The organism is Acetobacter oryzifermentans (assembly GCF_001628715.1).
Lineage (GTDB): Bacteria > Pseudomonadota > Alphaproteobacteria > Acetobacterales > Acetobacteraceae > Acetobacter > Acetobacter oryzifermentans.
On the sequence record NZ_CP011120.1, the window covers coordinates 1,434,534 to 1,461,003 of the forward strand.

At 51.7% G+C, this 26,470-nt stretch carries 24 protein-coding genes; 10 read left to right on the plus strand and 14 right to left on the minus strand.

Annotated elements, in window-relative coordinates; genetic code table 11:
• Nucleotides 1-9 precede the first annotated feature (9 nt).
• The 3 genes from hpxZ to WG31_RS06945 are packed head-to-tail and all read left to right on the plus strand — an operon-like array spanning nucleotide 10 to nucleotide 1,967.
• Entirely contained in the window at nucleotides 10-414 is a 405-nt protein-coding gene (hpxZ, locus tag WG31_RS06935) for an oxalurate catabolism protein HpxZ (RefSeq protein ID WP_063354044.1), read from the plus strand.
• 12 nt (nucleotides 415-426) lie between these two features.
• Complete coding sequence (locus WG31_RS06940) at nucleotides 427-615, plus strand: DUF4089 domain-containing protein (RefSeq protein ID WP_035351333.1); 189 nt, start codon at nucleotides 427-429, stop codon at nucleotides 613-615.
• Nucleotides 612-1,967 (plus strand): AtzE family amidohydrolase, encoded by a 1,356-nt coding sequence (locus WG31_RS06945; RefSeq protein ID WP_063354045.1) that lies wholly within the window; start codon nucleotides 612-614, stop codon nucleotides 1,965-1,967. Before WG31_RS06940 ends, WG31_RS06945 begins: the two co-directional genes overlap by 4 nt.
• A 3-nt stretch (nucleotides 1,968-1,970) precedes the next feature.
• On the opposite strand, the gene xdhC is transcribed toward WG31_RS06945, so the two are convergent.
• From xdhC to WG31_RS06985, 8 genes are read right to left on the minus strand one after another with little or no spacing between them, the layout of a single operon-like run.
• Nucleotides 1,971-2,786 carry a xanthine dehydrogenase accessory protein XdhC gene (xdhC, locus tag WG31_RS06950; RefSeq protein WP_063354906.1) on the minus strand — a complete coding sequence of 272 codons (816 nt, stop codon included), beginning with the start codon at nucleotides 2,784-2,786 and terminating at the stop codon, nucleotides 1,971-1,973.
• A 9-nt stretch (nucleotides 2,787-2,795) separates the two neighbouring features.
• A complete protein-coding gene (gene xdhB, locus WG31_RS06955) occupies nucleotides 2,796-5,144 on the minus strand; it encodes a xanthine dehydrogenase molybdopterin binding subunit (RefSeq protein ID WP_063354046.1) in 2,349 nt (782 codons plus the stop codon).
• Nucleotides 5,137-6,618, minus strand: coding sequence for a xanthine dehydrogenase small subunit (xdhA, locus tag WG31_RS06960; protein ID WP_063354047.1), 1,482 nt, complete (start codon nucleotides 6,616-6,618; stop codon nucleotides 5,137-5,139). Before xdhA ends, xdhB begins: the two co-directional genes overlap by 8 nt.
• 35 nt (nucleotides 6,619-6,653) lie before the next feature.
• Nucleotides 6,654-8,114, minus strand: a complete 1,461-nt coding sequence (locus WG31_RS06965) for a nucleobase:cation symporter-2 family protein (protein WP_063354048.1) — start codon at nucleotides 8,112-8,114, stop codon at nucleotides 6,654-6,656.
• A 3-nt stretch (nucleotides 8,115-8,117) separates the two neighbouring features.
• Complete coding sequence (gene uraH, locus WG31_RS06970) at nucleotides 8,118-8,450, minus strand: hydroxyisourate hydrolase (RefSeq protein ID WP_063354049.1); 333 nt, start codon at nucleotides 8,448-8,450, stop codon at nucleotides 8,118-8,120.
• Entirely contained in the window at nucleotides 8,447-8,956 is a 510-nt protein-coding gene (gene uraD, locus WG31_RS06975) for a 2-oxo-4-hydroxy-4-carboxy-5-ureidoimidazoline decarboxylase (protein WP_082823152.1), read from the minus strand. The genes uraH and uraD overlap by 4 nt, the downstream gene beginning before the upstream one ends.
• Nucleotides 8,953-9,846, minus strand: coding sequence for an allantoinase PuuE (gene puuE, locus WG31_RS06980; protein ID WP_063354050.1), 894 nt, complete (start codon nucleotides 9,844-9,846; stop codon nucleotides 8,953-8,955). Before puuE ends, uraD begins: the two co-directional genes overlap by 4 nt.
• Before the next feature lie 27 nt (nucleotides 9,847-9,873).
• Nucleotides 9,874-11,292, minus strand: a complete 1,419-nt coding sequence (locus WG31_RS06985) for an NAD(P)-binding domain-containing protein (protein ID WP_063354051.1) — start codon at nucleotides 11,290-11,292, stop codon at nucleotides 9,874-9,876.
• A 156-nt stretch (nucleotides 11,293-11,448) separates the two neighbouring features.
• Here WG31_RS06985 and WG31_RS06990 point away from each other — a divergent pair, with 156 nt between their 5' ends.
• Together WG31_RS06990 and guaD are read left to right on the plus strand one after the other, a co-directional pair.
• The gene (locus tag WG31_RS06990) at nucleotides 11,449-12,351 is read left to right on the plus strand and encodes a LysR family transcriptional regulator (protein WP_006115357.1); all 903 of its coding nucleotides are present in this window, start codon (nucleotides 11,449-11,451) and stop codon (nucleotides 12,349-12,351) included.
• Nucleotides 12,352-12,355: 4 nt separating this feature from the next.
• A complete protein-coding gene (gene guaD, locus WG31_RS06995) occupies nucleotides 12,356-13,678 on the plus strand; it encodes a guanine deaminase (RefSeq protein WP_063354052.1) in 1,323 nt (440 codons plus the stop codon).
• Here guaD and WG31_RS07000 read toward each other — a convergent pair.
• The 6 genes from WG31_RS07000 to WG31_RS07025 form a co-directional block, all read right to left on the minus strand.
• A complete protein-coding gene (locus WG31_RS07000) occupies nucleotides 13,675-15,267 on the minus strand; it encodes a gamma-glutamyltransferase family protein (protein ID WP_063354053.1) in 1,593 nt (530 codons plus the stop codon). The genes guaD and WG31_RS07000 overlap by 4 nt on opposite strands.
• 85 nt (nucleotides 15,268-15,352) lie before the next feature.
• The gene (locus tag WG31_RS07005; protein WP_063354054.1) at nucleotides 15,353-15,796 is read right to left on the minus strand and encodes an ExbD/TolR family protein; all 444 of its coding nucleotides are present in this window, start codon (nucleotides 15,794-15,796) and stop codon (nucleotides 15,353-15,355) included.
• Between the two features lie 53 nt (nucleotides 15,797-15,849).
• Nucleotides 15,850-16,269 (minus strand): ExbD/TolR family protein, encoded by a 420-nt coding sequence (locus WG31_RS07010; RefSeq protein ID WP_035351226.1) that lies wholly within the window; start codon nucleotides 16,267-16,269, stop codon nucleotides 15,850-15,852.
• Between the two features lie 30 nt (nucleotides 16,270-16,299).
• Nucleotides 16,300-17,274: a MotA/TolQ/ExbB proton channel family protein gene (locus WG31_RS07015; RefSeq protein WP_089178348.1), complete on the minus strand. Its 975-nt coding sequence runs from the start codon at nucleotides 17,272-17,274 to the stop codon at nucleotides 16,300-16,302.
• A 107-nt stretch (nucleotides 17,275-17,381) separates the two neighbouring features.
• Complete coding sequence (locus WG31_RS07020; protein WP_082823154.1) at nucleotides 17,382-18,092, minus strand: energy transducer TonB; 711 nt, start codon at nucleotides 18,090-18,092, stop codon at nucleotides 17,382-17,384.
• A gap of 579 nt (nucleotides 18,093-18,671) precedes the next feature.
• Entirely contained in the window at nucleotides 18,672-18,947 is a 276-nt protein-coding gene (locus WG31_RS07025; protein ID WP_063354909.1) for a SelT/SelW/SelH family protein, read from the minus strand.
• 415 nt (nucleotides 18,948-19,362) lie between these two features.
• Here WG31_RS07025 and WG31_RS07030 point away from each other — a divergent pair, with 415 nt between their 5' ends.
• From WG31_RS07030 to WG31_RS07050, 5 genes are all read left to right on the plus strand, one after another.
• Nucleotides 19,363-20,346 (plus strand): HlyD family secretion protein, encoded by a 984-nt coding sequence (locus tag WG31_RS07030; RefSeq protein WP_063354055.1) that lies wholly within the window; start codon nucleotides 19,363-19,365, stop codon nucleotides 20,344-20,346.
• A complete protein-coding gene (gene rbbA / locus WG31_RS07035) occupies nucleotides 20,346-23,081 on the plus strand; it encodes a ribosome-associated ATPase/putative transporter RbbA (protein ID WP_063354056.1) in 2,736 nt (911 codons plus the stop codon). Before WG31_RS07030 ends, rbbA begins: the two co-directional genes overlap by 1 nt.
• Nucleotides 23,081-24,208 carry an ABC transporter permease gene (locus WG31_RS07040; protein ID WP_063354057.1) on the plus strand — a complete coding sequence of 376 codons (1,128 nt, stop codon included), beginning with the start codon at nucleotides 23,081-23,083 and terminating at the stop codon, nucleotides 24,206-24,208. The genes rbbA and WG31_RS07040 overlap by 1 nt, the downstream gene beginning before the upstream one ends.
• On the plus strand, nucleotides 24,209-25,660 hold the full coding sequence (locus WG31_RS07045) for a TolC family protein (RefSeq protein ID WP_063354058.1): 1,452 nt from the start codon (nucleotides 24,209-24,211) through the stop codon (nucleotides 25,658-25,660).
• Nucleotides 25,661-25,723: 63 nt separating this feature from the next.
• A complete protein-coding gene (locus WG31_RS07050) occupies nucleotides 25,724-26,425 on the plus strand; it encodes a hypothetical protein (RefSeq protein ID WP_063354059.1) in 702 nt (233 codons plus the stop codon).
• Nucleotides 26,426-26,470 lie beyond the last annotated feature (45 nt).

Sequence of the window (26,470 nt, forward strand, 5' to 3'; positions counted from 1 at the left end):
GGATGCGTAATGGAACTAAATAATCCAGAAACACTCCGGCAGGTTGAAGCATGTTCAGACCGTTACGAACGTGCTCTGGCCGAAAATGATGTGGAAGTTCTGGATGATCTGTTCTGGAATGGCCCGGAAGTGGTGCGCTATGGCGTGGGAGAAAACCTGTATGGAGCGGAAGAAGTAGCAGCTTTTCGCCGCTCCAGAAAAGGAGGAAGTCCCCCACGCCGTAACTTGCGGCGCACCATTACCGCTATTGGCACTGAAAGCGCTGTTGTCAGTCTGGAGTTTCAGCGTGAAGGCTCAGACCGAACCGGTCGGCAAATGCAAACATGGATCCGGACAGACAATGGATGGAAAATTCTGGCAGCACATGTCTCGCTCATGGCAGCTCGCCCAGAAACCGAAAGCCCTGCTTTATAAGGAAATAGGCCCATGACCGCCCCTTCCTCTAATCAGGAAAATCTTGTTCGCGCACGCGCTGCAGCCATAGGGCTTGATCTTTCTCCCTCATGCTTACCGGGAGTGATAAGCAATTCCGCCCTTTTGGCGCACTATGCCAAACTGGTTGAACAGCACACCCTGCCCGATACGTGTGAACCAGCATACGAGTACATTCCATGACCCATTTTTCCAGCGCGCTTGCCATTGCGGAGGCTATTCGCTCTGGTAAAAAAAGTGCAGTTTCCACTATCCAGGAAACATTAAATACGTTGCGTACACAGGATAACGATATCCGATGTGTGACGCATATTTTTGCAGATAAGGCTTTGCAGCAGGCTCATAAAATAGATGCCATGCGGCAGGCGGGCCAAACCTTACCCCCTTTGGCGGGGGTACCGTTTGGCGTAAAAGATTTGTTTGATATTGCAGGTCATGTCACTACGGCAGGCTCTATTGTGCTGCGCAATACACCGCCAGCGCAAAAAGATGCCGCCATTGTGCAGCGGCTTAAAGCTGCGGGGGCTATTCCCGTGGCAACATTGAACATGGATGAATTTGCTTACGGGTTTGCAACCGTAAACGCACATTATGGCACCACCCATAACCCGCATGATCTGGCCCGTATGGCTGGCGGGTCCTCCGGTGGGTCTGCTGCGGCTGTTGCTGCGGGTTTTCTACCTTTTGCCCTTGGGTCTGATACCAACGGGTCTATTCGTATTCCGGCATCATTATGCGGTGTATGGGGGATAAAGCCCACTTTTGGCCGCCTACCCCGTGCTGGTGCCTATCCGTTTTCTGCCAGTTTGGATGTGGTGGGGAGTTTTGCATCCTCTCTGGATGATCTGATTACAACATTTTACGTGATGGATGGCAGCATTCCAGCGCCCGAACCGGCCGTCGATACACTTCGGATTTCCAGATTGGGAGGATGGTTTGCATCTAATCTATCCCCTACCCTTGTGGCTGCACTGAACCGTGTTTGCGCCAGCCTGAAAAATTCTAGCACTGTTGATTTGCCGGAAGTAGCAAGCGCACGTGCAGCATCCTTTTTGATAACAGCGGCGGAAGGTGGAAACCTGCATCTGCCCCGCCTGCGCAAACAGGCTGAAGAGTATGATCCCGCTACGCGAGACCGCTTGATTGCTGGAGCCTTGTTGCCATCATCCACTTATTTGCAGGCACAGCGGTTTAGAAACTGGTTCCGGCAGAAAATCCACGAGATATTCCAGAAAACAGATGTTCTCATAGCGCCAACGGTTATGGGAGAAGCCCCTTTGCTGGATGAGCCAACCATTATGGTGGATGGCAAACTCGTGTCTGCCCGGGCCAATCTAGGCTTGTTTACACAGCCTTTAAGCTTGCCGGGCTTGCCCGTGTTGTGTTTGCCGTTGAAAAATACAGGCTCTTTGCCACTTGGTTTACAGCTTGTTGCGGCTCCGGGGCAGGAAGCCGCGCTGTTTAGTGTTGCGCGGGCGTTGAAGAAAAGCGGCTTGGCAGGGTGCGTACCCCTGCCAGAAAAGGAAATGGCCTGAACGTTATTGGGCTGGGTGGAGCACATGCTCCACCACTTCCGCCGCTACAAGGGCTGCAATAACTTCTGGCCGTTTATCCCTGATACCGCGCTCTCCTATGGGGCAGATGAGGGACTGTAAACGCTCTTCTTCCATGCCAAGCTGGCGGAAGCTGTGTTCAAACCGTCTGCGTTTGGTGGCAGAGCCAATAAGTCCTATATAAGACAGATCATTCCGCAAAAGAGCAGATTCTATAATCAGCGCATCCAACGTGTGGCTGGGGGTAAGCACCAGCACGCCGGATTTAGCCGGTGTGGCGTGCAATATTGGCTCCCATTGGTCTGTTATGCATGTTTCTACACCAGCGGGAACATTGCCAAACTCCTGCGCTCTGGGGTCCACCCATGTTAACTTCAAAGGTAATGGTGCCAACGCATAAGCCAAGGCGCGGCCCACATGGCCAGCCCCAAACATAAGTAAAACTGGGCGTAATTTCCGCTCTTGCTGTATGTTGTTTTCCAGCTCCCGCACAATGTCTGGCGTTACACGCTCTAACCGCACACGGGCCCAACCTCCGCAGCATTGGTTGGTATTTTGCCCACCCAGAATAAATTCATGCTCACGCAGCTTTTCATGTTGGCACAGCATTTGGCGCGCCTGTAATACGCATTCATGTTCTAACGCGCCGCCCCCCACTGTTCCGGCCAGAAAAGAGGTGCCGACCAGCATAAAAGCACCTGTCTCCCGCGGGGTAGAACCTTTGGCTTCTATAACGCGCACAAGAATGAGCTGTTCTGGATGGTGGTGCCAGTGTTGGAGAACCCTTGCAACCTCTCGCATCATCAGCTCCTATTCGTGAGATATTTCCTTTTGGTTTTTAAGCCGTTCTACTGCGCGTAAAATCTGTTCTGGCGTGGCAGGCGCATCTAGCTGAGGGCAGATACGGTAATCCGCAATGCTCGCTATGGCGTCTGATATGGCATGCAATACAGCCAGCCCATGCACAAAAGGGGGTTCCCCCACAGCTTTGGAACGGAAGATGGTTTCTTCCCGGTTCGGGGAATTCTCTAGCAATTTCACATTAAAAATCGGGGGTCTGTCTGAACAAGCTGGAATTTTATAGGTGCTGGGAGCGTGCGTGCGCAGCCGACCCGTTTGATCCCATACCAGCTCTTCCATTGTCAGCCACCCTGCCCCTTGGATAAAGCCCCCTTCTATCTGGCCAATATCCAGAACCGGGTTTAGAGATTGCCCCGCATCGTGCAGAATATCTACGCGTTCCATACGGTTTTCACCAGTTAGCAGGTCAACCGCAACTTCCGCACATGCGGCACCATAGGCAAAATAGTAAAATGGGTGGCCACGGCCTGTTTTCGGGTCCCACGAAATTTTGGGTGTTTTGTAAAACCCGGATGAGGAGAGCGAAACACGGGCCATGTAGGCGGCTTTCACCACATCCACAAACGGAATGCAGCTTTCCCCTACTTGTACGCCGTTGCTTCCAAAGTGCACAGCACTTTCTGGCACCTGCCAGTGTGTGGCAGCAAAGCTGATAAGCCGACCTTTGATCTTGCTGATAGCGTCCAGAACAGCCATGCCATTCAGATCCGCTCCGCTAGATGCCGCTGTGGCAGACGTATTGGGCACCTTGCCTGTGGTTGTGGCGGTAATGCGCACGCGGTTTTCGGGTAGGCCAAATTCCCGCATGGCAATTTGCACCATTTTGGTATGCAATCCCTGCCCCATTTCTGTACCGCCGTGGTTCACTTGTACGGAGCCATCGGTATAGACATGCACCAGAGCGCCTGCCTGATTGAAATGCGTGGCGGTAAAGGAAATACCAAATTTAACAGGTGTAAGTGCTATGCCCCGGCGAATGTATTTGCTGGTGTGGTTAAAGGCGTGAATTTTCTTACGGCGTTTGCGGTAATCACACTCCTCGGCCAATTGTTCCATGATTTCGCGGGAAATGGAATCTTCCACGGTCATGAAATACGGTGTGATGTTCCTATCTTGCGTGCCGTATGTGTTGCGCAAACGCACATCCAGCGGGTCTAGCCCTGTGGCAAAAGCAATTTCCTCCACAACACGTTCAGCCGCGGCAATGCCTTGCGGCCCACCAAAGCCTCGGAATGCCGTGTTGGATTGGGTATTGGTACGAAATGGTTCTGACCGCAGCCTTACATCCGGGTAATAATAGGAATTATCTGCATGAAACAATGCTCTGTCCGTGACAGGGCCAGATAGATCAGCAGACCATCCGCACCGTGCGGCCAGCAGCATATCAACACCCTGAATATGCCCTTGCGCATCAAAGCCGACATCATAATCAATGACAAAGTCATGCCGCTTGCCTGTCATGATCATATCATCATCACGGTCAAGACGGCATTTAGCGGGACGTTGGGTGATTTCCGCGGCCAGAGCAGCCAGACAGGCTGGAGCGTTTGCCTGTGTTTCCTTCCCCCCAAAGCCACCGCCCATGCGGCGCACTTCTACGGTTACCAAATTGCTGGGGCGGTTAAGAACGTGTGCCACCATGTGCTGGGTTTCTGTGGGGTGTTGTGTAGAGGAGCATATGCGTATCTCTCCCTCTTCGCCCGGCGTAGCCAGTGCGGCTTGGCCTTCCAGATAAAACTGCTCCTGCCCCCCAACCGTAATGCGCCCGGAAAGCCGTTTAGGAGCTTTTTCCAAGGCATTTGCTGCATTGCCGCGCACCATTTCTAACGGACGGCACACCATAGAACCGCCTTTTTGGCGGGCTTCTTCAATGGAGAGAACGGCAGGCAGATCCTCATAAACAATTTTTGCCAGACGCGCAGCTTTGCGGGCGGCCAGGCGTGTTTCGGCCACGACGGCAAAAATGGGCTGCCCGTAATAGAAAACCTCATCTTTGGCCAAAAGAGGTTCGTCCCCCGCGCCTACAGGGCTGATCTGGTTTTCCCCCAACACATCTTGGGCCGTCAGAACGTATAAAACGCCCGGAAAATTTTTAACGTGTTCCAGATCTATAGAAACAATGCGTGCATGTGCCTTGGTGCTTAAACCGGGCACCACATGCACAACATTTGCGGGGGTCGGAATATCATCAATATACGTTGCCTTGCCGGAAACGTGCAGCCGCCCACTTTCATGCTTCAGGCTTTGCGTTGCCCCACCGGGAACAATTTTCTGCTCGCTTTTATGGTTTTTAAGCATGGGAAATTTCTCTCCAACCTTCCAGGCAGATAGGTTGACTGCTTCCTTGTGGTGCTGTTTCTTCAAAAAAGCGCGTTAACAGGTTGGCGGATACTGTAGAGCGATACCACGCACTGCTGCGCATATCCGTTAAGGGTGTAAAATCATCCAATATGGCCGTGCGAGCAGCTTCCAACGCTACAATATCCCACTTCTGGCCGACCAAAGCCTTTTCCGCTTTCTTGGCGCGGCAGGGAATGCCCGCCATTCCGCCAAAAGCCAGACGAGCCTCTGTAATGTGGCCATCCGTATCTACACAAAGCGCAAAGGCTGCCATAATTGCAGAAATGTCCTGATCAAACCGTTTGGAAACCTTATAGGCCCGCATAACAGTTTGAGCAGATTGATCTGGTATAAACACGCCTTCTATGAATTCGGCTGGACGGCGATCCTGTTTTCCGTATTCCAGAAAATAGTTTTCAAGCGGAATCTGCCGTCGTGTATTGCCTTGCCGTAAATGCAGCACGGCTCCGGCAGCTATAAACAATGGTGGCCCATCCCCAATGGGTGAGGCATTGCCTATATTGCCGCAAACAGTGGCAGCGTTTCTTACCTGCGTGGAACCAATACGTTTTATGGTTTCCAGTGCATCGGGCAGATGGGTTGCCAAGGCAGGAAGGGCCTGCGTGTATGTTACGGACGCACCTATCCACAAACCACCATCACGTTGTTCTAGTTTATGCAGATCCTTGGCGGATTTTACGGAAACAACATGTGGCAGGTCTTGCAAATGCTTGGTCACCCACAAGCCAACATCTGTGGCGCCAGCAACCAGAGTGGCTGTAGGGTTTTCCCGATAAACGGCTGCAAGCGCATCGGAATTGGCTGGCAAAGTGATGCGGCCTTGGGTGTTTTGAATATCTACACTGCTGCCATCCTGTAAGGCAGAAAGGCGCAGAATGATGTCTTGTTTTTCCTTATCAAAACGGTTGCCCTGTTGCTGCATGGTGTGGCGTGCCTGCTGCATGGCGCGTATAATAGGTGCATAGCCGGTGCAACGGCATAAATTGCCCGCAAGGGCTGTGTTGATGGCTTTAGGATCATCTCCCCCGCCATTTTGTACATAAGCCACCATGGACATCACAAAGCCCGGTGTACAAAACCCGCATTGAGACCCATGCAAGTCCACCATAGCCTGTTGCACGGGGTGCAGGGAGCCATCCGGGTTTTGCAAATACTCAACTGTAAAAAGCTGTGCGCCATCCAACATCCATAAAAACTGGATGCAGGCATTTACGCTGCGCCATGTGAGCTGGCCGTTTTCAAGGCGCACAACCATAACCGTGCAGGCACCGCAATCGCCCTCATTACACCCTTCCTTGGTGCCAGTTTGGCTTTTCTGGTCACGCAGCCAGTCCAATACTGTGTGAGTGGGAGAAAGATCAGACACTTCGTGCAAGGTCTGACCCAGATAAAACCTTATATGGTGTCGCATTTTTTGATCTCTGTAGAAGACGCAGTGGTCAGGATTTATCTGGAACAGGATTTTGGGCGACGTGGCCCAAGCTTATCTTCTGATATCACAACAACGTTCTTCCACATTTCTGGGTGGGTGGTGGCTGGTTGTGGGGCGGCTTCTTTTTCTTCCACAACAGCGCCATGCGTGCCGTGGTTGAAGATTAAATGCAGGATAATGGCGGACATGGCCCCAAGCGTGATGCCACTGCCAAAGATGATCTGAGCCCATGCGGGAAAGTGATCTGCAATGTGGGGCTGTGCTGTAGCAAGCATGCCCAAGCCAACGCTGGTGCCAACAATAATGCCGTTGTTTTGGTTATCAAAATCCACCTGCGCCAAGGTTTGGATACCCACCACGGCAACTGCTGCAAACATGGCCAAAGCTGCGCCCCCCAGAACAGGCAGCGGCACGCAGGCCATAAGCACGGCCAGTTTAGGCAAGCAGCCCATAATCATCATGATAAGGGCTGCGGCAGCCACAACCCACCGGCTTTTTACGCCTGTAAGCCGCACCAGGCCCACGTTTTCAGCAAAGCAGGTGTAGGGAAAGGAATTGAAAATACCCCCCAGCATTGTAGCGGCCCCATCTGCCCGAATGGCGCGAGTGATATCACGCGGAGTGATCTTTTTGTCCACAATAGCACCAGTGGCAAACACATCTCCCGTTGTTTCCAGCATGGAAATCATCATTACGATAATCAGGGAAAGAATGGGTACGATATGAAAACTGGGCATGCCAAAATATAGCGGGCGCACAATGGTTAAGAGTGGTGCGGATGACACATCTCCAAAATGTGCATCTCCCAAAATCCATGCAACCAGCGTGCCCATAATCAGGCCAACCAGCACAGCAATGGTGCCCAGAAAACCCTTGAAGAAACGTTGAACAGCCAGAATGCACAGCAGCGTGCCCAAGCCATACGCCACATTACGCATGCTGACAGGGTTTTGCATGGTGCCCGTGCCTTGGCCATTAACAATATCATTGGCCGCCACAGGCAACAGAGCCAACCCAATAACCAGAATGACAGACCCGGTGACAACAGGCGGAAAAAAACGGATCAATCGTGAGAAAAATGGCGCCATAAAATAGGAAAAAATACCCGCAACAATAACAGCACCAAAAATCTGATGCAGCCCTTCAATGCCACCCCCGGCAGCCATGCCAATGGCGATCATGGGGGTAACGGAAACAAACGTAACCCCTTGTAACAGAGGAAGTTTGACACCCAGAGGCCCAATACCCACGGCCTGAATAAGCGAGGCAATGCCGCAGGTGAAAAGATCGGCTTCAATAAGGTGTTCCAAGGCATCGTGCGAAAGCCCAAGAGCACTGGCAAGCAGAATAGGTACAATTACAGATGCAGCATAAAATGTGAGCACGTGCTGCAATCCATAAACACCCAACTGCCAGAAAGGCAGGAATTCATCTACAGGATGAACCGCTTGCGGAACGTTTCTGGCAGCTTTCATCTGTTAGCTTCCCCTGTAAGTAGAATAACCATAAGGTGCAGCAAGCAGCGGCACATGGGCGTGCATGGCTTCACCCAATCCAAAAACAATTGGCACGATATCCAGAAAAAGAGGTTCTGGCAGATTCATGCCCTGTTGCTGAAAATAGGTGCCGATTTCAAACTCCAGCCGATACTGACCGGGTTTGAGTTCAAGATTTCTGAGTTCTGCACAGCGGCCATCGGCATTTGTTACCCCTGTAAACACAAGAGTATCACCGGCAAAAAGGCGGATTTGCACAGCACTGGCCGGCTGGCCAGAAACTGTATTAAGCACATGTGTGGAAAGAGAGCTCATGCCTGCACCTTATCCTGTAATCTTAAGGCCGCTATTGCATCAATCTGCTTTAGCGCTTCTGCAAGCTCTATTGTAAAGGAGCTTGTCAGACGTTGTTCCAAGGCTTCCAGAATAATGGCTTTGGTGGCTTTGCGGACACAAATAACAAACGGCATGCCAAATTTTTTGTGGTAAGCGTCATTCAGCTCACGGAGTTGCTTGTATTCGGTGGGAGAAAGCCGATCTAACCCGGCGCTCCCCTGCTCCTGCGTTGATTCAGCACTTAAGTCCGGATCTATGCCCATACGGTGGCCAAGTTCTGGGTGGGCACGCACCAACGCCAGTTTTTGGCTTTCCGGAGCCTGTTGCACGGCTTGGGAAAAGACCAGTTGCATCTGCTGCAAGGAGGCAAAGGGGCGTTGCGTTACAGCCGCTTCCGCCACCCATGGAGAGTGTTCGTAAATGCTCCCAAATGTTTCAACAAACTGTGCGGGAGAGAGCGCGTTTACATCCTGCAAGCACATCATGCCGGGTGCACCTTTTGCCAATGGCGGGCTATTTCCAGACGGGTTGGTGTCCACACTCCTTCATGCTGCTGGATGTGCTGTATAAACTTGGCAACTGCCAAGGCACGTGCGGGCTTGCCTGCCAGACGGCAGTGCAGGCCAACAGACATCATGCGGCCGCCCTCTTGATACAGCATATCAAAGCAGTCTCGCAGGTAGCGGAAAAACTGTTCGCCTTCTGTAAAGCCGTTCAGGGCCGCAAACTTCATATCGTTCACGTCCAGCGTGTAAGGCACAATAAGCTGTGGCCTGCCGTGTGTTCTCTCATAATACGGAAGATCATCTGCATATGAATCCGCATCGTAAACAAAGCCACCTTCTTCAGCCACAAGGCGGGCTGTGTTCGGGCTTGTGCGGCCCTGATACCACCCAAGCGGACGTTCACCCGTAACTTGCGTATGTAGCTTTATGGCTTGTTGAATATGCTCACGCTCAACATCTTCAGGCATATGCTGATAATCAATCCAGCGCAGGCCATGAGAGGCAATTTCCCACCCGCTTTTTTGCATGGCAGCAACGGCTATGGGGTTGCGTGCCATAGCTGTTGCCACACCAAACACGGTGGGTTTGATGCCCGTCTGTTCGAACAACCGATGTAAGCGCCAGAACCCCGCGCGGCTACCGTATTCATACAAACTTTCCATCTGCATGCAGCGTTCGCCTACGATAGATGTTGTGCCGATCATTTCCGAAAGGAACGCCTCAGACCCTTTATCTCCATGTAGGACAGAGTTTTCGGCACCTTCTTCGTAATTCACCACAAACTGCACGGCTATACGGGCAGCGTTGGGCCAGCGTGGATCCGGCGGGCAAGCGCCGTATCCCACCATATCGCGCGGGTAATTCTGCATTATTTCCTTACCTTCCTGAACACATCATCACACACACTGAGGAGGTTCCAGACTAACCAATTCATCTACATTGTAATCCAGCAGGCTTTGCAGGTGTTTTTCACCATCCTGCACAAACAGATCACGCCCGATGCCGAAGGTGAGTTTTTCTACCCCAAACCGCATGGCGCTGATGGATGAGCCAGAAAGCCCCATGCTGGGTGTGGCAGAGAATGTAAAGTTATGAATGGCCGCAAGCATTGGAGCTAGTGGATCGGACGCATTGCGCGGCAAAAACTGGAAGCGTTCGCCCAGATAAGGGTGGCTGCCCAGAAGTGTGCTTTGTTCGTCTTCCGGTGGGGCAAAACAATCTCGCCAAAGGGCAATATGCGGCGCCACTTTAGCCAGTTCTGGCCGCTGGGCCAGATCAATAACAAATCCTGTGCCAATAATCAGGAAGTCAAACCGCATTTCACCATGTGGCGTGGTCACAACCACGTCTTTCCCTTCCTCCTTCACGGAAAGCCACGGAGTGCCCGTGTGGAAGGCAAAGTTTTTATGGCTCCGGCAGCGCCAGAACGTATCCTGCGGGGGCGGCTGGTTGAGATCATAAATCCGCCGCATGAAGCGCCAGCGCACCAGATCATCCAGTTCTGAAAAATAGCTAAGAAACCCAGCATTTTCCATCCAGCGGTATGGGTTTACAGATGGAATTTTTTTACGACGCAGGCACAGATCAACCTGCTTGGCGCCATGCTCCAAAGCCGTTGCCGCGTTATCAAAAGCCGAGGCCCCGGCACCAAGAACGCCAATGCGTTTGCCGCGCAGTTTTTCAAAGTCAATCTGTTCGCACGTATGGGCATAACGTGCTTTTGGCAGAGCTTTTGTAATGAAGTCTGGCACATGCCATGCGCCACCGCCTTCAATACCCGTTGCCAGCACAATTTTGCGCGCCCAAACCTGTTTTTTTACGCCACCAGCACATGCAAAAGTTAGTTTCAGCAGGTTATCCTGCCAATCAATATCTAATAGTTCGTGTTCATTTTTTACAGGCAAATCCAGAACGTCACGCACCCAATCCAGATAAGCCTGCCAATCCTGGCGGGAAATTTTATCCAGCGTGTGCCATGCAGCAGCTCCGTAGCGTGCTTCGTACCAGGATTGAGGTGTCAGGCTGGGAATGCCCAAATCTGGGCCGGTTACATATTTGGGCGTACGCAGGGTTAGCATACGTGCAAACGTAATCCACGGGCCTTCACCCCCTTTGGGGGCGGTATCAAAAATACAGGTGTTGGTAATGCCGCGCCGCTTTAGCCCAAAGCAGGTGGCCAAACCGCCCTGCCCGCCGCCAATAATAGCAACATCCAGAACATCTTCGCCATCATGCTTGTGGGGAATGCACCAATTGCCTGTTGCATACTGAATTTTTGCGAGATCATCACGCACACGTTTATTAAGCTGTTCCATGCCTGCATATCAGTCCGAAATATGCGTTGCCCGAAAACAATCTGATTCATGCCCCTGACAACGACGATAAAATCAAGCATAATGTTTCACATTCGCATCGTTCTTGTATATGACATAATTCAGCATGGTGCGTTCGCAAAATGAGAGCAAAAGCAAATGCCAGTTTTTTCCCGTTTTCTTCGTTACTTCATGGCTGTTGCTCAGCATGGCTCAATCCGTAAGGCTTCGGACGAATTGCATATTGCCGCTTCCGCTATTGATAGGCAGATTCTTCAGGGTGAAAAATTACTGGGCACGTTATTGTTCGAACGCTTGCCAACAGGTCTGCGCCTAACAACGGCAGGGGAATTGCTGCTAACATCCTGCCGCCATTGGTCGCGAGACTTAAATACGCTTAAAATCCAGCTTGATAATCTTAAAGGCTTGCGGCAGGGCACGGCGGATATTCTTATTCCAGATGCACTTACCAAAGGTTTCTTACCGGTTCTATTGGGGCGGCTGCGTGAAAGCCATCCGGGTATTTTGGTGAGTGTGCATGTGCGCAAAAGCCAGAATATGGGAGAACTTCTGGTAAAGGGACACGCAGATTTTGCCCTTATGTTTAATCCAAGCCACATGCGGGAATTAACCGTACGGGCGCATAAGGAAATCCCTTTGGGGTTTATTTCTCTGCCGTCTCACCCCGTTGCGGCGTTAAGCGAGGCACGTTTTAGTGTGGCTGCGGAATATCCGGTTATTGTGCCCTCGCCGCCTCTTGCGCTTTGGCGGCCCATTGGGCTTTTGGAAGCAGAAACAGGTATAGAAATAGCTGCTGTTGCACGTGCAGATAATATTCAGATGATCAAATCTCTGGTGCTGGAGGGCACGGGAATTGGGATTTTAAGTTATCTGGATGCCTATGATGAAGTGCAAAAGAACCAACTTGCTTTTACCCCTATTGTGCATAAAAAACTTACGCCATTATCCTTGGCTTTGTGTGTAGACCGCTCTCGCCAGCTTTCTACGGCAGCACGGTTTATTATTAGCGAAATTGAAAATTTCTTTCTGGAACAGCTATAAAATCATGTCAGTATCTTCAGTAAAAACGGCTATTCGGGGTTGCTACATTACGTTCACGGGCAATCCTTTTCTGGTGCCTCCGGAAGAAAGCCTGCATGTTGAAGAAGATGGCCTGATTATAATGGAAGCGGGCCGTATAATGGATTGTGGGCCTTATGCGGCCCTTGCGCCTAAGCTAGATAAGGCCATTGCAGTTACACATTACCCAGATAGCATTATTTCCGCCGGGTTTATTGATACGCACGTTCATTACCCGCAAATGCCAGCTATTGCCTCCTGGGGGCAGCAACTTTTGCCGTGGTTGGAACAGTATATTTTTCCAACCGAAGCCCAGTTTGATAATTCGGCCTATGCAGAAGCTGTTGCCAGCGCGTTTCTGGACGAACTTTTGCGGAATGGAACAACCACTGCTGCGGTATACTGCACAGTGCATGCGCAATCAGTAAATGCGTTTTTCAAACAATCAGAAAAACGCGGGACACGCATGATTGCGGGCAAGGTGCTGATGGATCGCAATGCCCCAGATAATCTACGAGATACGGCCAAAAGTGGATATGATGATTCAACCGCTTTAATTCAAAGCTGGCACAATAAAGGCCGTCAGCTTTACGCGGTCACGCCTCGTTTCGCCATTACCAGCACGCCAGAACAATTGGAAATGGCGGGTGGTCTGCTGGCACGCCACCCAGATGTGTTTATGCAAACGCACTTGGCGGAAAATCTGGATGAAATAAAAGCTGTTGCCAGCTTGTTTCCAGAATCCGCTTCATATTTGGATGTGTACGCACAGGCAGGGTTAGTTGGAGCACGCTCTATTTTTGGGCATGGTATTTATTTGCAGGAAATAGATTTTCAGCAATGTCATCATGCAGGGTGCACGCTTGCTCATTGCCCGACATCCAACCTGTTTTTAGGGAGCGGCTTATTTAAACTGTTTGATGCCATGCGGTCAGACCGGCCCGTGCATGTCGGCTTGGGTACAGATATTGGTGCAGGCACAACCTTATCCATGCTTGGCACGATGGGAGAAGCCTATAAAGTTTCTCTCATGGCTGGGGGAGAAAGGTTGCAAGCTCTTCAGGCCTTCTGGCTTGCAACGGCTGGGGCTGCAGAAGCTCTTAAACTGGATACAAAAATCGGCCGCATTGCACCTGGTATGGAGGCGGATTTTTGTATATTAGATCCGGCTGCCACGCCTATGCTTGCGCAAAGAACAGCCCCCTGCCAGACGGTGCAGGATATGCTTTTCCCATTGATTATTCTGGGGGATGATCGCAGCGTAAAAGCAACGTGGGTGAATGGGCAATCTGTGTATGAGCGGCCTTAAAAAGCCGCCACACATCCATCACTCCGTGGGTCTGCCGCGCCTTCCAGAACACCATGAGCATGCCGCACGATAGCCCCGGCATGCCCCATCATGCTGGAAAAAGGTGCAACACGTTCTACAGGATGGCCTGCTTTTTCCAGCTTGGCCACAACATCTGCATCCATGTTGCTTTCCACCTTTAGGGATTGGCTTTCACTTCCCCATGTGCGGCCCAGTAACCATCGGGGGGCCGTAACAGCCTGCTGCAAAGATGTGCCAAACTGTGCGTATCTGGTGAAAACCGCTGCCTGTGTTTGGGGTTGGCCTTCTCCCCCCATTGTGCCGTAAACCATCACCCGGCCATCATCAAAATGCGCTAGTGCTGGATTGAGGGTATGAAAAGGCTTGCGGCCCGGTGCAAAGGCATTCCATGCGCCTTCCCCCAGTTGGAAGGAAGCACCACGATTTTGCCATAGAATTCCTGTTTGCGGCAGAAAAACACCAGATCCGAACTCAAAATACAGGCTTTGTATCATGCTGACAGCAATGCCAGAGGAATCAATAGCTCCCATCCATGTGGTGTCTCCGGCCTGTGAGGGCTGAGGCCAAGGGGAAGCATGTTGCATGTCAATTTTATGCGCCAGTTCTGTGCACAGTTTTTCGTTGTCTAGAAAAGCCTGTGCATCTTCTGTCATCCACCGTGGATCACCTACATGCGCATTGCGGAACAAAAAGGCCTGTTTTGTAGCCTCTATCAGGCCATGTATATGCGCAAAGCCCTCGCTTTCCTGCACACCCAGTTTTTCAAATAGCCGCAAGATTGCCAAAGAAGCCACGCCCTGAGTGGGTGGCGGTGCGTTGTAAACGTGTGCCCCCTTCAGCTTTGCAGCAAGTGGTTTTTTAAAGAGAGCTTTATGAGATACAAAATCTTCTGCTCTTAAGGGGCTTTCTGCGCGTTGCAGATCCTGCAACAGGGTGTGTGCGGTGGCACCTGTATAAAAACTTTGTAATCCATCTTGGGCAAGTTGGCGCAGTGTCTGCCCTAATGCCGGGTTCTTACGCACCATGCCATGCTGAAACAATTTGCCATCAGGCGCATAAGACTGTGCAAAATCCTGATTTTGCAAAAGTTCGCTTTGCTTGGAAGCCAGAAGCTCGGCTTCACTTTCTGAAACAACATAGCCATTTGCAGCATACCAAATGGCATCTTCCAAAAGTGCATTCAATGGAAGTGGGTTCTTGATAGATGCACTCTGCTGCAAAGCAAGCTGCCAGCCAGAAACAGTGCCAGCCATTGTGTTGGCGGCCCACCCTCCACGCCATGGCACAGTGGTATGTCCTGCTTGACGATATGCATCTGCTGAACTTTGTAAGGCTCCAGCACCGCAGGCTTCTATCACTTCCACCCGGCCATCTGGGTAAGAAACCAACCAGAAAGCATCGCCTCCAATACCAGTCATATGAGGGTAAACCGCACATAAGGTAGAGGCCATTGCCACAATAGTCTCTAGAGCTGTGCCGCCCTGCTTCAGTATGGAAAGGCCACTCTGGCTGGCCAGATGATGCGGTGATGTCACCATCCCGCGCCCAGACTGGAATGTATGCTGCATGACAATCAACCGCTTTTCATAAATGGAAATAATAAAAACGACGTATCAGATACTTGACCACAATTTCATGATCAAACCCACCCCCTTATATTTTACCGTCTACGAACTGTTCCTGTCCGACGATTCCGAGTTTTGTAACGCCGAGGCGTTGTGCGTCGGCCATGACGTGGATGACGGTTTTGTAGTCTGCCAGACGGTTGGGCTGGAGATGGAATTCTGGTCGGCTGGCCTCGGGCCCGCTGGCGATCTCGCGCAGATGCGCCTGCAGATCGGCTTCCCCATTAATTGGCTGGCCATTCCATGTCAGTGAATTATCAAAGTCCACAACCAGCGTCACCACAGGGGTTTCTTCCGTGCTGGGCGGCGGGTTGCCCTGCGGCAGATCAATCGAGACCGCCTGCGTCTGCAACGGGATGGTGATGATCAGCATGATCAGCAGCACCAGCATCACGTCAATCAGTGGCGTGGTGTTGATGTCAACAATGCCTTCATCTTCCGTTGTGCTCTCAGAGCCAACATTCATGCCCATGGCTGTGCTCTCCCCACAAGGATGGGGTGGCGTGCTGCGCCACCCGCCCCTGCCTATTTCGGCTTTTCCGTAATGAAATCGATATGGCTGATGCCCGCTTCCTGACACGTCGCCACCAGACGGCCCACACTCTCATAGCGTGTGGTCACATCCCCGCGGATCTGGATCTGCGGCTGGGGCTTTTGCACCGCTGCCTTCTCCAGCCGGGCCAGAAGATCGGCCCGATCCCTGATCGGCGTTTCATTCCAGAAGGTCTGCCCATCTGCCGTGACAGCCAACACCACATTGCTCAGCTTGGTCTGGGTGGGCTGGTTCGTGTCCTTGGGCAGATGCACCTTGACGGTATGTGTCGCCACCGGAATGGTGATCAGAAAGATGATCAGCAGCACCAGCATCACATCCACAAGCGGTGTGGTGTTGATGGCGGAGACGACGTCGTCTTCCCCGCCACTATCGCCAATCTGCATGCCCATAAGCGCTCTCCTTAGCCTTGACCTGACCGATTATCCGACGCGGTTGGATACCGTGGCTGTGGTGGGGGAGTTGTCCGGGCGCACCTCAATCTGCTCTGCAGCCGCACCGTGGCGCACACCCCCGATCAGGATGGACTGCAGGTCAGACGCAAAGTCACGCACCAGATCCATAGCTGTCTTGTTGCGGCGCACCAGCAGGTTGTAGCCCAGAACGGCAGGTACGGCGGTTGCCAGACCAATGGCCGTCATGATCAGGGATTCACCCACAGGCCCCGCCACCTTGTCGATGGATGCCTGACCGGCAATGCCGATAGCTGTCAGCGCGTGGTAGATCCCCCACACCGTGCCGAACAGACCGATGAACGGAGAGGTGGAGCCCACCGTGCCCAAAAAGGCCAGACCCTTTTGCAGGCTATTCTGGATGTTGTTCACCGCGCGCTGAATGGACATGCCCGTCCAGCTATGCAGATCAATGCTTTCCTGCATCGTGCCTTCATGGTGCTCGGCCGCCACAATGCCGGTATCGGCAATATAGCGGAACGGAGATGTGGAGGTGAGAGCCGAAGCGCCTTCCTGAATACTGTGTTTGGTCCAGAAGCTTTTGGTGGCTTCCTTGGCGGCGGCAAACAGGCGGGCCTGCTCAATGAACTTGGTGATCATGATATACCATGTGCCCAAAGACATGATGAGCATGATCAGCAGCACGCCGCGGGCGATGATATCACCGTTGGACCACAAAGCCCCCAGACCGTAGGGGTTGGCTTCTTCCTTGGTGTCTGCCGCAGGTGGGGCCTGTTCGGCCGGTGCGGGTGCTGGGGTGGCATCCGGTGTGGCGGCAGGCGCCGGTGCGGAAGATGGCGCCGCATCGGGGGCTGGAGCCGTGGCCGCAGGCGCTGTGGGGGCTGCATCCTGCGCAAAGGCCGCAACTGGGGCGGCCGTGCTCATCAGCAGCGCCAGAGCCGGAGCGGCAAGACCTGACACAAAAGAACGGGGCAGTCTGGTCATCTTCCTCATAATCCTCATCATCAGGGCCCAATCTGCTACCCTGTTACGCAAGCAGATCGGGCAATCCGTATTTGTACTACTGGCCAGTATGAAAAACTGACCCCGTTTTAGTCATCCAGCCTAAAGCGGATGACATAGACCTTGTGCAGTTCCTTCACCGGAGCGCCATTGCGCGTGGCCGGGCGATACCGGGCCTTGTGCACATAATCCAACGCCGACTGAGCAAAGGCCTGCCCCCCAGAAACCGACTGCACATGGCAGTTGCTGGTCATGCCCGAAGGTTCCACATCACATGCCACTGTCACACGGCCTTCAATATTGTCTTCCTCCATTTCTGGCGGATAAACCGGTTGCACATGGTTCAGCGGCGCCGTGCCAGCCGTGGTGTCCGGCGCATCGGATGGCGGTGCGCTGGTTGCGGGCTCGGTGGTGGCTGGTGGGGCCTTGGCCGTTTTGGTTTGCGGTGGCGCCGGGTGTTTGGGCGGCGCCTTGGCCACATGCTTGATGGGCGGCTTGGGCGGTGGCGGCACCTTGATCTTGGGCGGCGGAATGAACGGTGGTGGTGGCTCGGCCATAACCGGCGGTGGTGGTGGCGGTGGAGGTGGCGGCGGTGGCGGCTGAGGGGGTGGCAGCATCTCAGCCTTAATCGGCGGATGCTCAACAGGCACGCTTGCTGTGGTGCCCATCCCATACATCAGACCCCACACACCAGCTCCATGCAAAAGAAGAACCGCTATAAGCGCACCAGCTCCAACCGCACCACCAGCGCGAAGAACATAACGCTCCTTCCCCTCCGATTGTTGAGAGTTATCCTGCATTACGCCAGTTTCCCTCCGTTGCTTTTTGAGAAAATTTTGAAAAAGCAACTCTAGAAAAATATTATTCCTGATAAATTGTTACTTTTCGAAGGTAAGATAAATTTTCGTTTCTTACCAAAAACAAAAAATGCACTTCCTCGTTGCCAAATAGTGATCGGGAAGGCTGTGCCTGTCAGAATCATAGCAGCGCATGTCTGTTTCCACTCAAAATAACGAAACCATAAGGTTTTTATGTAGATATAACATTCAAAATGAGTCAATTGGGAAAAGACTATTTTTTATAGTTATTTTATAAGGGCCCACGATATTCTGGCAAAGTATGAGCCTTCCCGTATGGCGCAATTTTGTAAAAAAGCGTGTCAAGACGCACGGCTAGATACGCGTTTGGCAAACGCGATTTAAAAAACTTTGACAATGAAAGTTTATTTGCCTGCGTTAGTTAAAATGAGGTTTTTTAAATTGTTTCATACGACTGAATTTTAAAAGCTTAACGATATCTTCAATGTTTTGATGAGAGGGATTTAATATGGGCAGGAAAGATAAAAATATCTCTCCAGCCTTGCTTCTGATGCACCTATTTTATCGATCTATGTGACCGAGGTCTTTTTCTGGATCGATGATGTTTCTTATCCTTTGCTTGAGTTCTTTAGGGTTGGGGAAGCCTCCGTCCCGCTTGCGCTCCCATATCATTTCGTGATCTACACGGATTTCAAACTTTCCGCCTGTATCAGGGCAAAGAGCGACCTCGCCAAGTTGATTTCCAAAAGTAGAAAGAAGCTCTTGCGCCATCCATGCGGCACGCAAAAGCCAATTACACTGCGTGCAGTAGTGAATAGAAACGCGGGGCAAAGGCATAAGTGTGTCTTCCAATTTTTGAGTGAGCAATATCATAAAGCGAATGAACGCATTATAGAATGGCCACAGTAAGATCTATTTTTAAATCCATATAGACGCTTTGATGTAATAACTTTGTTATAGTTTATAAGAATTACGCGCTGGGAAATCAGATTTATAAAAATGAACATAATGTCAAATTATATTTTGCACGATTTCATCTGTTTTCCCCGCCTTCTTGATCAAGATCATTGAGGTATTTTTACACTTCTCTTATTTTACATGACCAAAAAATTATAGGTCTATAGATTTTACGGTAAGGGTTCATATGTATAAAATAATAACTTGACTGACGTGTCATTATTTAATCATATTGCCTTGTCTGCATGCTGCGCTTTAACGCATTGTGATCCGCTTTTTTTCAGCAAGGTTTATTGTGAAAGCTCCTGCCAAAATTACAATTATCGCCATTTCTCTCTTTGCGGTCGCGGGTGGAGCCTTCGCGTGGCATGAGCATCAAGTGGCTCAAAGTGTTCCTGATGGCATTATTTACGGCAATGGGCGGCTGGAATTTACCCGTGTGGATGTGGCCGTAAAATACCCCGGACGCATTACGCAATTGCTGGTGCAGGAAGGTGATAATGTAACCTCTGGCCAAATTCTTGCGCAGGAAGATAAAGCCACCATTCAGGCACAATACGACCAGACAAGAGCGCAGGAAAACCGCGCCACAAGTGCGGCTGGTCGGGCCTCCGCTGAGCTTGTAGCGCGGCAGGCCGCATTGCAACTTGCGCATGATGAACTGCGCCATGCCCAAAAGATGCGGCAACAGAACCTGATTTCCGATATGGAAGTGACACAAAGGCGCACACAGGTTGAAACAGCACAAGCAGCAGTAAATGCAGCCTCTCAGGCTGTGCAGGAAGCCTTGCATGCTAAGGAGGGAGCCGTAGCGCAGGTTAGTCAGGTTCAGACCGTGCTGGATGATATGACTATCCGTGCCCCTGTTTCTGGCCGTATCGAATACCGCGTTATTGAAACAGGTAGTATTTTACCGCCAGGTGGGCGCGTGTATTCCATGCTGGATCCAGTTGACCCTTACATGACGTTGTTTTTCCCCACTGCATCCATTAATAATCTTAAAGTAGGTGATGAAGCGCGTATCCGGTTTGATGGGATGGATATGCCTGTTTCTGCAACCGTTTCCTTTATTGATAGTCAGGCTCAGTTTACGCCAAAATATGTGGAAACAGCCACCGAGCGTGAACAGCTTGTATACCGTGTAAAACTGCGTGTAACCGCGGATGAACAGAAACGTCTTGGCGCATTGTTAAAAGCTGGAATGACGGGTGAAGGCTATATCAAGCAACGGCCAGATGCAGCATGGCCTAAAGCTGCACTGTCTGGCGATGCCAGATAATGGAGGTATCTGCTGCTGGAATTCGTGTTGAAGGCGTAAGCCATGCCTATAATGGGCGTGATGTTCTGCACGATATTTCTCTCACCCTTTCCGCAGGGCAAACCATTGCGTTTATTGGGCCAGATGGTGTTGGTAAATCAACACTTCTGGGGCTGATTGCAGGCGTTCGGCATCTTCAGCGCGGGTCTATTCACACGCTTGGGGTGGATATCAGCAATAGAGCCGAACGGGAGGCTTTTCTTTCCCGCCTCGCTTTTATGCCGCAAGGGTTGGGCAAGAACCTCTACCCTACCCTTTCCGTGCGCGAGAATATCGATTTTTTTGGTCGGCTATTTGCATTGGATGCCACAACCCGCGCCAACCGTATTACGCATCTGCTGGATGCCACGGGCCTTGCCCCTTTTCCCGATAGGCCCGCAGGCCATCTTTCTGGCGGTATGAAGCAAAAGGTCAGCCTGTGTTGCTCTTTGGTGCATGAGCCAGATTTGCTTATTCTGGATGAACCCACAACGGGGGTGGACCCACTTTCTCGGCGTCAGTTCTGGGCATTGGTGGAACAAATGCGGGCTGAACGGCCCTCCATGACGGTTATTGTTTCTACCGCGTATATGGATGAAGCCGAGCGCTTTTCATGGCTGGTGGCCATGAATGATGGGCGTATTCTGGCTTCTGGCCCTACGGAGGAAGTTAAAAAGCAGACCCACACCACAACGGTGGAAGCAGCTTATATCTCTCTCCTACCTGCGGCAGACCAAAAAGAAATTTCGGATTTTACAATTCCGCCTTATCAGGATGATGGCAGCTCTCCCGTTATTGATGCAGAAAACCTGACACGCAAATTTGGATCTTTCACAGCGGTAGATCACGTTAGCTTCCGTATCCGTCGGGGTGAGATTTTTGGCTTTCTGGGTTCTAACGGGTGCGGTAAATCCACTACCATGAAAATGCTGACAGGGCTGCTGGATATTACCAGTGGCACGGCAACCCTGTTTGGCCGCCCGATAACACCGGGAGACATGAAAACGCGCATGCGTATTGGCTACATGTCTCAAGGTTTTTCTTTGTATGAAGAACTGACGGTACGCCAGAACCTTATGTTGCAGGCAGAGCTTTTTCAGCTTCCGCCAGCCGAGGCCAAACAGCGTGTTGACAACATGCTCCAGAGCTTTCAGTTGGAGGCAGAGGCCGATAGCCGCCCAACGGGCCTGCCCTTGGGGTTTCGGCAACGGCTGCAACTTGCGGCCGCCTGCATTAACAACCCCGATATCCTTATTTTGGATGAGCCAACGTCTGGCGTGGACCCGGCTGCACGGGACATGTTCTGGAAGCATCTTGTAGCGCTTTCACGCCAGAAACATGTGACCATTTTTGTTTCTACGCACTTCATGAATGAAGCCGCCCGGTGTGACCGCATTTCCCTTATGGATAAGGGCAAAGTGCTGGCCATGGGCACCCCGGCAGAAATTACGCAGGAGGAAGGTGCTTCCACTCTGGAAGATGCTTTTATTGCTTGTCTAGAAAAAGCGGGCAATTCCATAGCTGTTGCCAAGCCTCAACAGACCGCTTCAGAATCAACTGCTGCAATGCGGACAATACCGCCCTATATACGCTGGTTTTCACGCTGCTGGGCTTTTGCGCGGCGTGAGGCTGTGGAACTGATGCGTGACCGCCTGCGGCTGATGTTTGCTATTCTTGGCCCGACTATTTTGCTGTTGATTTCAGCTTACAGTATTTCGTTCGACATCAATACCATTCGCTACACCGTGGTAGATTACGATCATACCCACGCCAGCCGTGAACTTGTGGAGCAGTTTCGGGGCTCCCGCTATTTTCAGGAAACTGCGTTCTCGCCAGATCGCGAAACACTGGAAACGCGCATACAGCATGGACAGGTTGCAATGGGGCTGGATATTCCCCCCGGTTTTGGGCGTGATGTTGCTGCACGCCGTAACCCTGCCATTGGTGTGGTGATTGATGGCTCCATGCCCTTTTTAAGCGCCAATGTGCGTTCTTATACAGATGCCGTGCTGTTAACCTATATGGCCAATATGCAGAAAACCCTGCCGACATCCGTAACATCTGGGTTGATACCCGTCAGTATTGTGCCGCGCTTTGTGTACAATCAGGAATTTCGCAGTATTTACGCCATGACTCCCGGCACTATCATGCTGGCGCTTATTCTTGTTCCCACCATGCTTACAGCCCTTGGTGTTGTGCGGGAAAAGGAGATTGGTTCCATTATGAACCTGTATGCCTCCCCCGCCAGTTCCGGGCAGTATCTGGTGGGCAAGCAACTGCCTTATGTGGCCCTGGCTGTTATGGCTTATCTGGTGCTGGTAGCACTTTCTGTTACCGTTCTGGGTGTGCCTCTTAAGGGCTCTTTTATCGGGCTAAGTATTGGGGCTACGCTGTATATTTTGGCCAGCACCGGGCTGGGGCTGCTGATTTCTACTTTTGTAAGTTCTCAGGTGGCTGCCATTTTTGGCACGGCCATTATCTGCCTGATTATGTCTGCCAATTTTTCGGGTTTGCTTTATCCGGTTTCAACACTTACGGGCTTTACCTACTATCTTGGTAAAGCTTTTCCGGCTTCGTGGTTTCAGCTTATCAGCCTTGGCAGTTTTACAAAGGGGCTGGGCGTTCAATCCTTTCTTGGCATGTATCTGGCGTTGGGCGGGTTTGCGGCCCTTTACATGGTGGGGGCTCGCCTTTTCTTGAAAAAGCAGGATACGTGATGCTGCGCTGGCTTATCAATGTCGGCCTTCTGTGCCGCAAGGAATTTCATAGCCTGATGCGCGATTTTGTGCTGATGGGCCTGATTGTTTTTGCATTTTCTGCGGCTATTGTTCTTGTAGCGCATGGGGTGCGCGTAGATGTTGCAAACGCAACAGTTGCGTTTATTGATGAAGACCACTCAGCCCTTTCCCGCCAATTGCGGTCTGTTGTGCTACCGCCTTACTTCAAACCCCCTACCCTAACCAACCGTATTGATGGCAAAACGGGTATGGATAACGGCACGTACAATTTTGTTATTGATATTCCGCCCCGTTTTGAGGCCGATGTTCTGGCAGGTCGCACGCCGCAGATACAGGAACTGATTGATGCCACAGCCATGACACAGGCTGGGCTGGGCAGTGTTTATCTGCAACAGATTTTTCTGGGTGAAGTACAGGCACAGCTTCATTCCCCCGATATCAATAAGCTGATGCCATTTCACCCTGAAAGCCGTATCCGTTTTAACCCGAATAGTGAATCTGCATGGTTTACATCTGTTATGCAGGTTGTCACCAATGCAACAATTCTTTCCATTGTGCTGGTTGGGGCGGCTGTTATTCGTGAGCGCGAGCACGGCACCATTGAGCATCTGCTTGTTTTGCCTGTTTCTGCCAGCCAGATTGCTATTGGGAAAATTCTGGCAAATGGTGCTGTTATCTTTGTAGCCAGTATGCTTTCCCTTTGGATTATCGTGCATATTGGGTTGGCTGTGCCTATTTCTGGCTCGCCGTTATTGTTTGCTGCCTGCCTTATTCTATACCTATTTTCTGTAACTTCGCTGGGGATGATGCTGGCCACCATTGCGCCCACCATGCCGCAATTTGGGCTTTTGGTGGTGCCTGTTTATGCTGTGGCCTATCTGCTTTCTGGCGCAGCTACGCCGGTAGAAAGCATGCCAGAGGCTGTGCAATCTCTGGTGCGGTTTTTTCCGACCACGCAATTCGTCAAAATTTCACAATCCATTTTATATCGCGGTGCTGGGCTGGAAAGTATCTGGCCTTCGCTGCTGGCTATTGTGTTCTCTTCTACTCTTTTTCTTGCCATGGCGCTGCTTCGCTTCCGCTCCATGCTTGCCCGTCAGGATTGAATGCTGATGTCTCTTTCCTCATTTTCTGCGCGCCTATTGCTCAGCACTTTTCTCTGCGCTGGTTTGGTTGCATGCTCTCCTTTCCATACCACGCTACCACCTTCGCATGTGGCTATTCCGGCTCAGTTCAATGCCGCACCACAGGATGCACAGCCTACGGACTTAACAAACTGGTGGACAGCGTGGCAGGATCCGTTGCTTGATCAACTTGTGCAGAATGCGCTGGCTGCTAACCCCGAAATACGGATGGCGCAGGAGCGCGTGCAGGAATCTCGCGCCTATACACAAATGGCCAAATCTGCCTTGTATCCCACCATTGGGGCCACAGGCGGCATGATGGGCGGTGGTGTGGATTGGCGGCATCCGGTGCCTCCGCTCATGAAGATGGCAGATCCGGATATTCAGGACCCAGCAACAGATGGGCATTTGGCTGGCATAACCATGGCGTGGGAGCCAGATATCTGGGGCCGCAACCGTGCGCGTAAACGGGCTGCGCAACATATGGCTCTGGCAGCGGCAGACGTGCTACATGGTACGCATATGGCTATTGCAGCAGATGTGGCCGCCAACTATCTGACAGCCCGCGGGCTGCAACAACGCATTGTGTTGCTGGATCAATCTGCCCGCACGTTGCAGGAGCTTGTACGGTATGCCACGGCCCGGTTTGATGCAGGTCAGACCACACGGGCTGATCTGGAAACCATAACAGCGCAGGTGCAGCAAGTGCAGGCGCAAAGGCCATTATTAGTTGCCGCATTGGATGCGTGCCGCCATCGGTTGGCTATTCTATCCGGCTTACCCCCAGAACAAGCGCCAGATATCACCGCACCGGCTCAATACCGAGTGCCCGCGCCGCCTGCTACGGAACTGCCTTCTACAGTATTAGACCGCAGGCCCGATGTATTGCTGCAAAAAAACATTGTGCAGGCCAATCTAGAACGGCTGATTAGCACTAAAACAGACCTTTTGCCGCGGTTTGGGTTAGAGTTTTTTGGTGGTGATGGGCGTTTGCGGTTTGATGGCATTCCGGGTGTATCCGGTTCTGGTGGGCTTATGGCTGTGAATGCCTATCTGCCTCTTTTTACGGCTGGGCGCATACAGGCCAAGATACGCGCGGCGGACTCTCAGCTTAAACAGGCTGTGGCATCGTATGATCAAACTGTGCTGACAGCTTTGGCAGAAGTAGAAGATGCTTATGAAAGCCGTTCCAGCGCAGACCAGAATATTGCCAGCCTGAGCAAAGAAGTTTCATCCCTCACCCTCGCCACAACTCAGGCGCAGGGGCTTTATGAGGGCGGACAGTTTACCATGCAGGATATTCTGACAACCCGGATAAAAAAAATTTCTGCACAAGATGAACTGGTAAGTGCGCAAACTCGGCAGGCCCTCTCAACAGTGCGTCTTGCCCGTGCTCTTGGTGGTGGCTGGGATACGCAAACAACCAAACGGTAAGGCCAGCACCTGATTGTTGTATTTTTAGGTATACTGTTTGCCGGATTGTATCGGGAGCCCATATTGCATAATCTAGACTTTAGTTCATGGCACAGCTTCCTGTTCACCATGATCGGGCTTTCGCTTATTACTTTGATTGGTGTTGGCATCCGGCTTTTGATGATGGTGCTGATTCAGCAACGGCGGGAGCGTATGAACCGCCAGATCAATGAGCGTTTGCGCACATTGATTGCTGCTTACCGCACATTGGGTGGCTCTTTTACCGGAGATCTGACCGTAGATTCTAGGCATAAGCGAGATTTTCGCGTGGCGGCAGATACAGAAGCCATAACAACCACTTCTGTCTTGGAAGATGCCAACACATCGGATCGTGCGCGGCGTATTCGTGATGCTGTAGAGGCAGCTTTATCCGATATTATTCTTCTAGGTACGGAAGAGCATGTCCGCTTAGCGGAACGCGCTGCCCGAGAACTGGTGGCGGGCCAGCGGGTGCATACGCATGATCTGGTTGTATCCTTGCGCAATTTTGTAAGGCAGGCGCTGGATCTTGCCCCCATTCCATCTGATCTGAGTATTCCCACACAAGGGCCAACCCGCGTGCAGGCATCTGGCGGCAAAGGGAAAGATGGCGGATCAGAAAAAGCTGGTGGCGGTGGTGGTAATGGAGAAGGTGGTGGAGGCGGTATGCAAGGCGGCGGTGATATGGCTATGACAAGTAGCCAAGCTGCGGAGCATCAAGACCAGATAACGCCCTCTGGCCATTAAAGCCAAGATTTGTAGCTGCAACATTTCACCCGCGCTGCGCAGTGT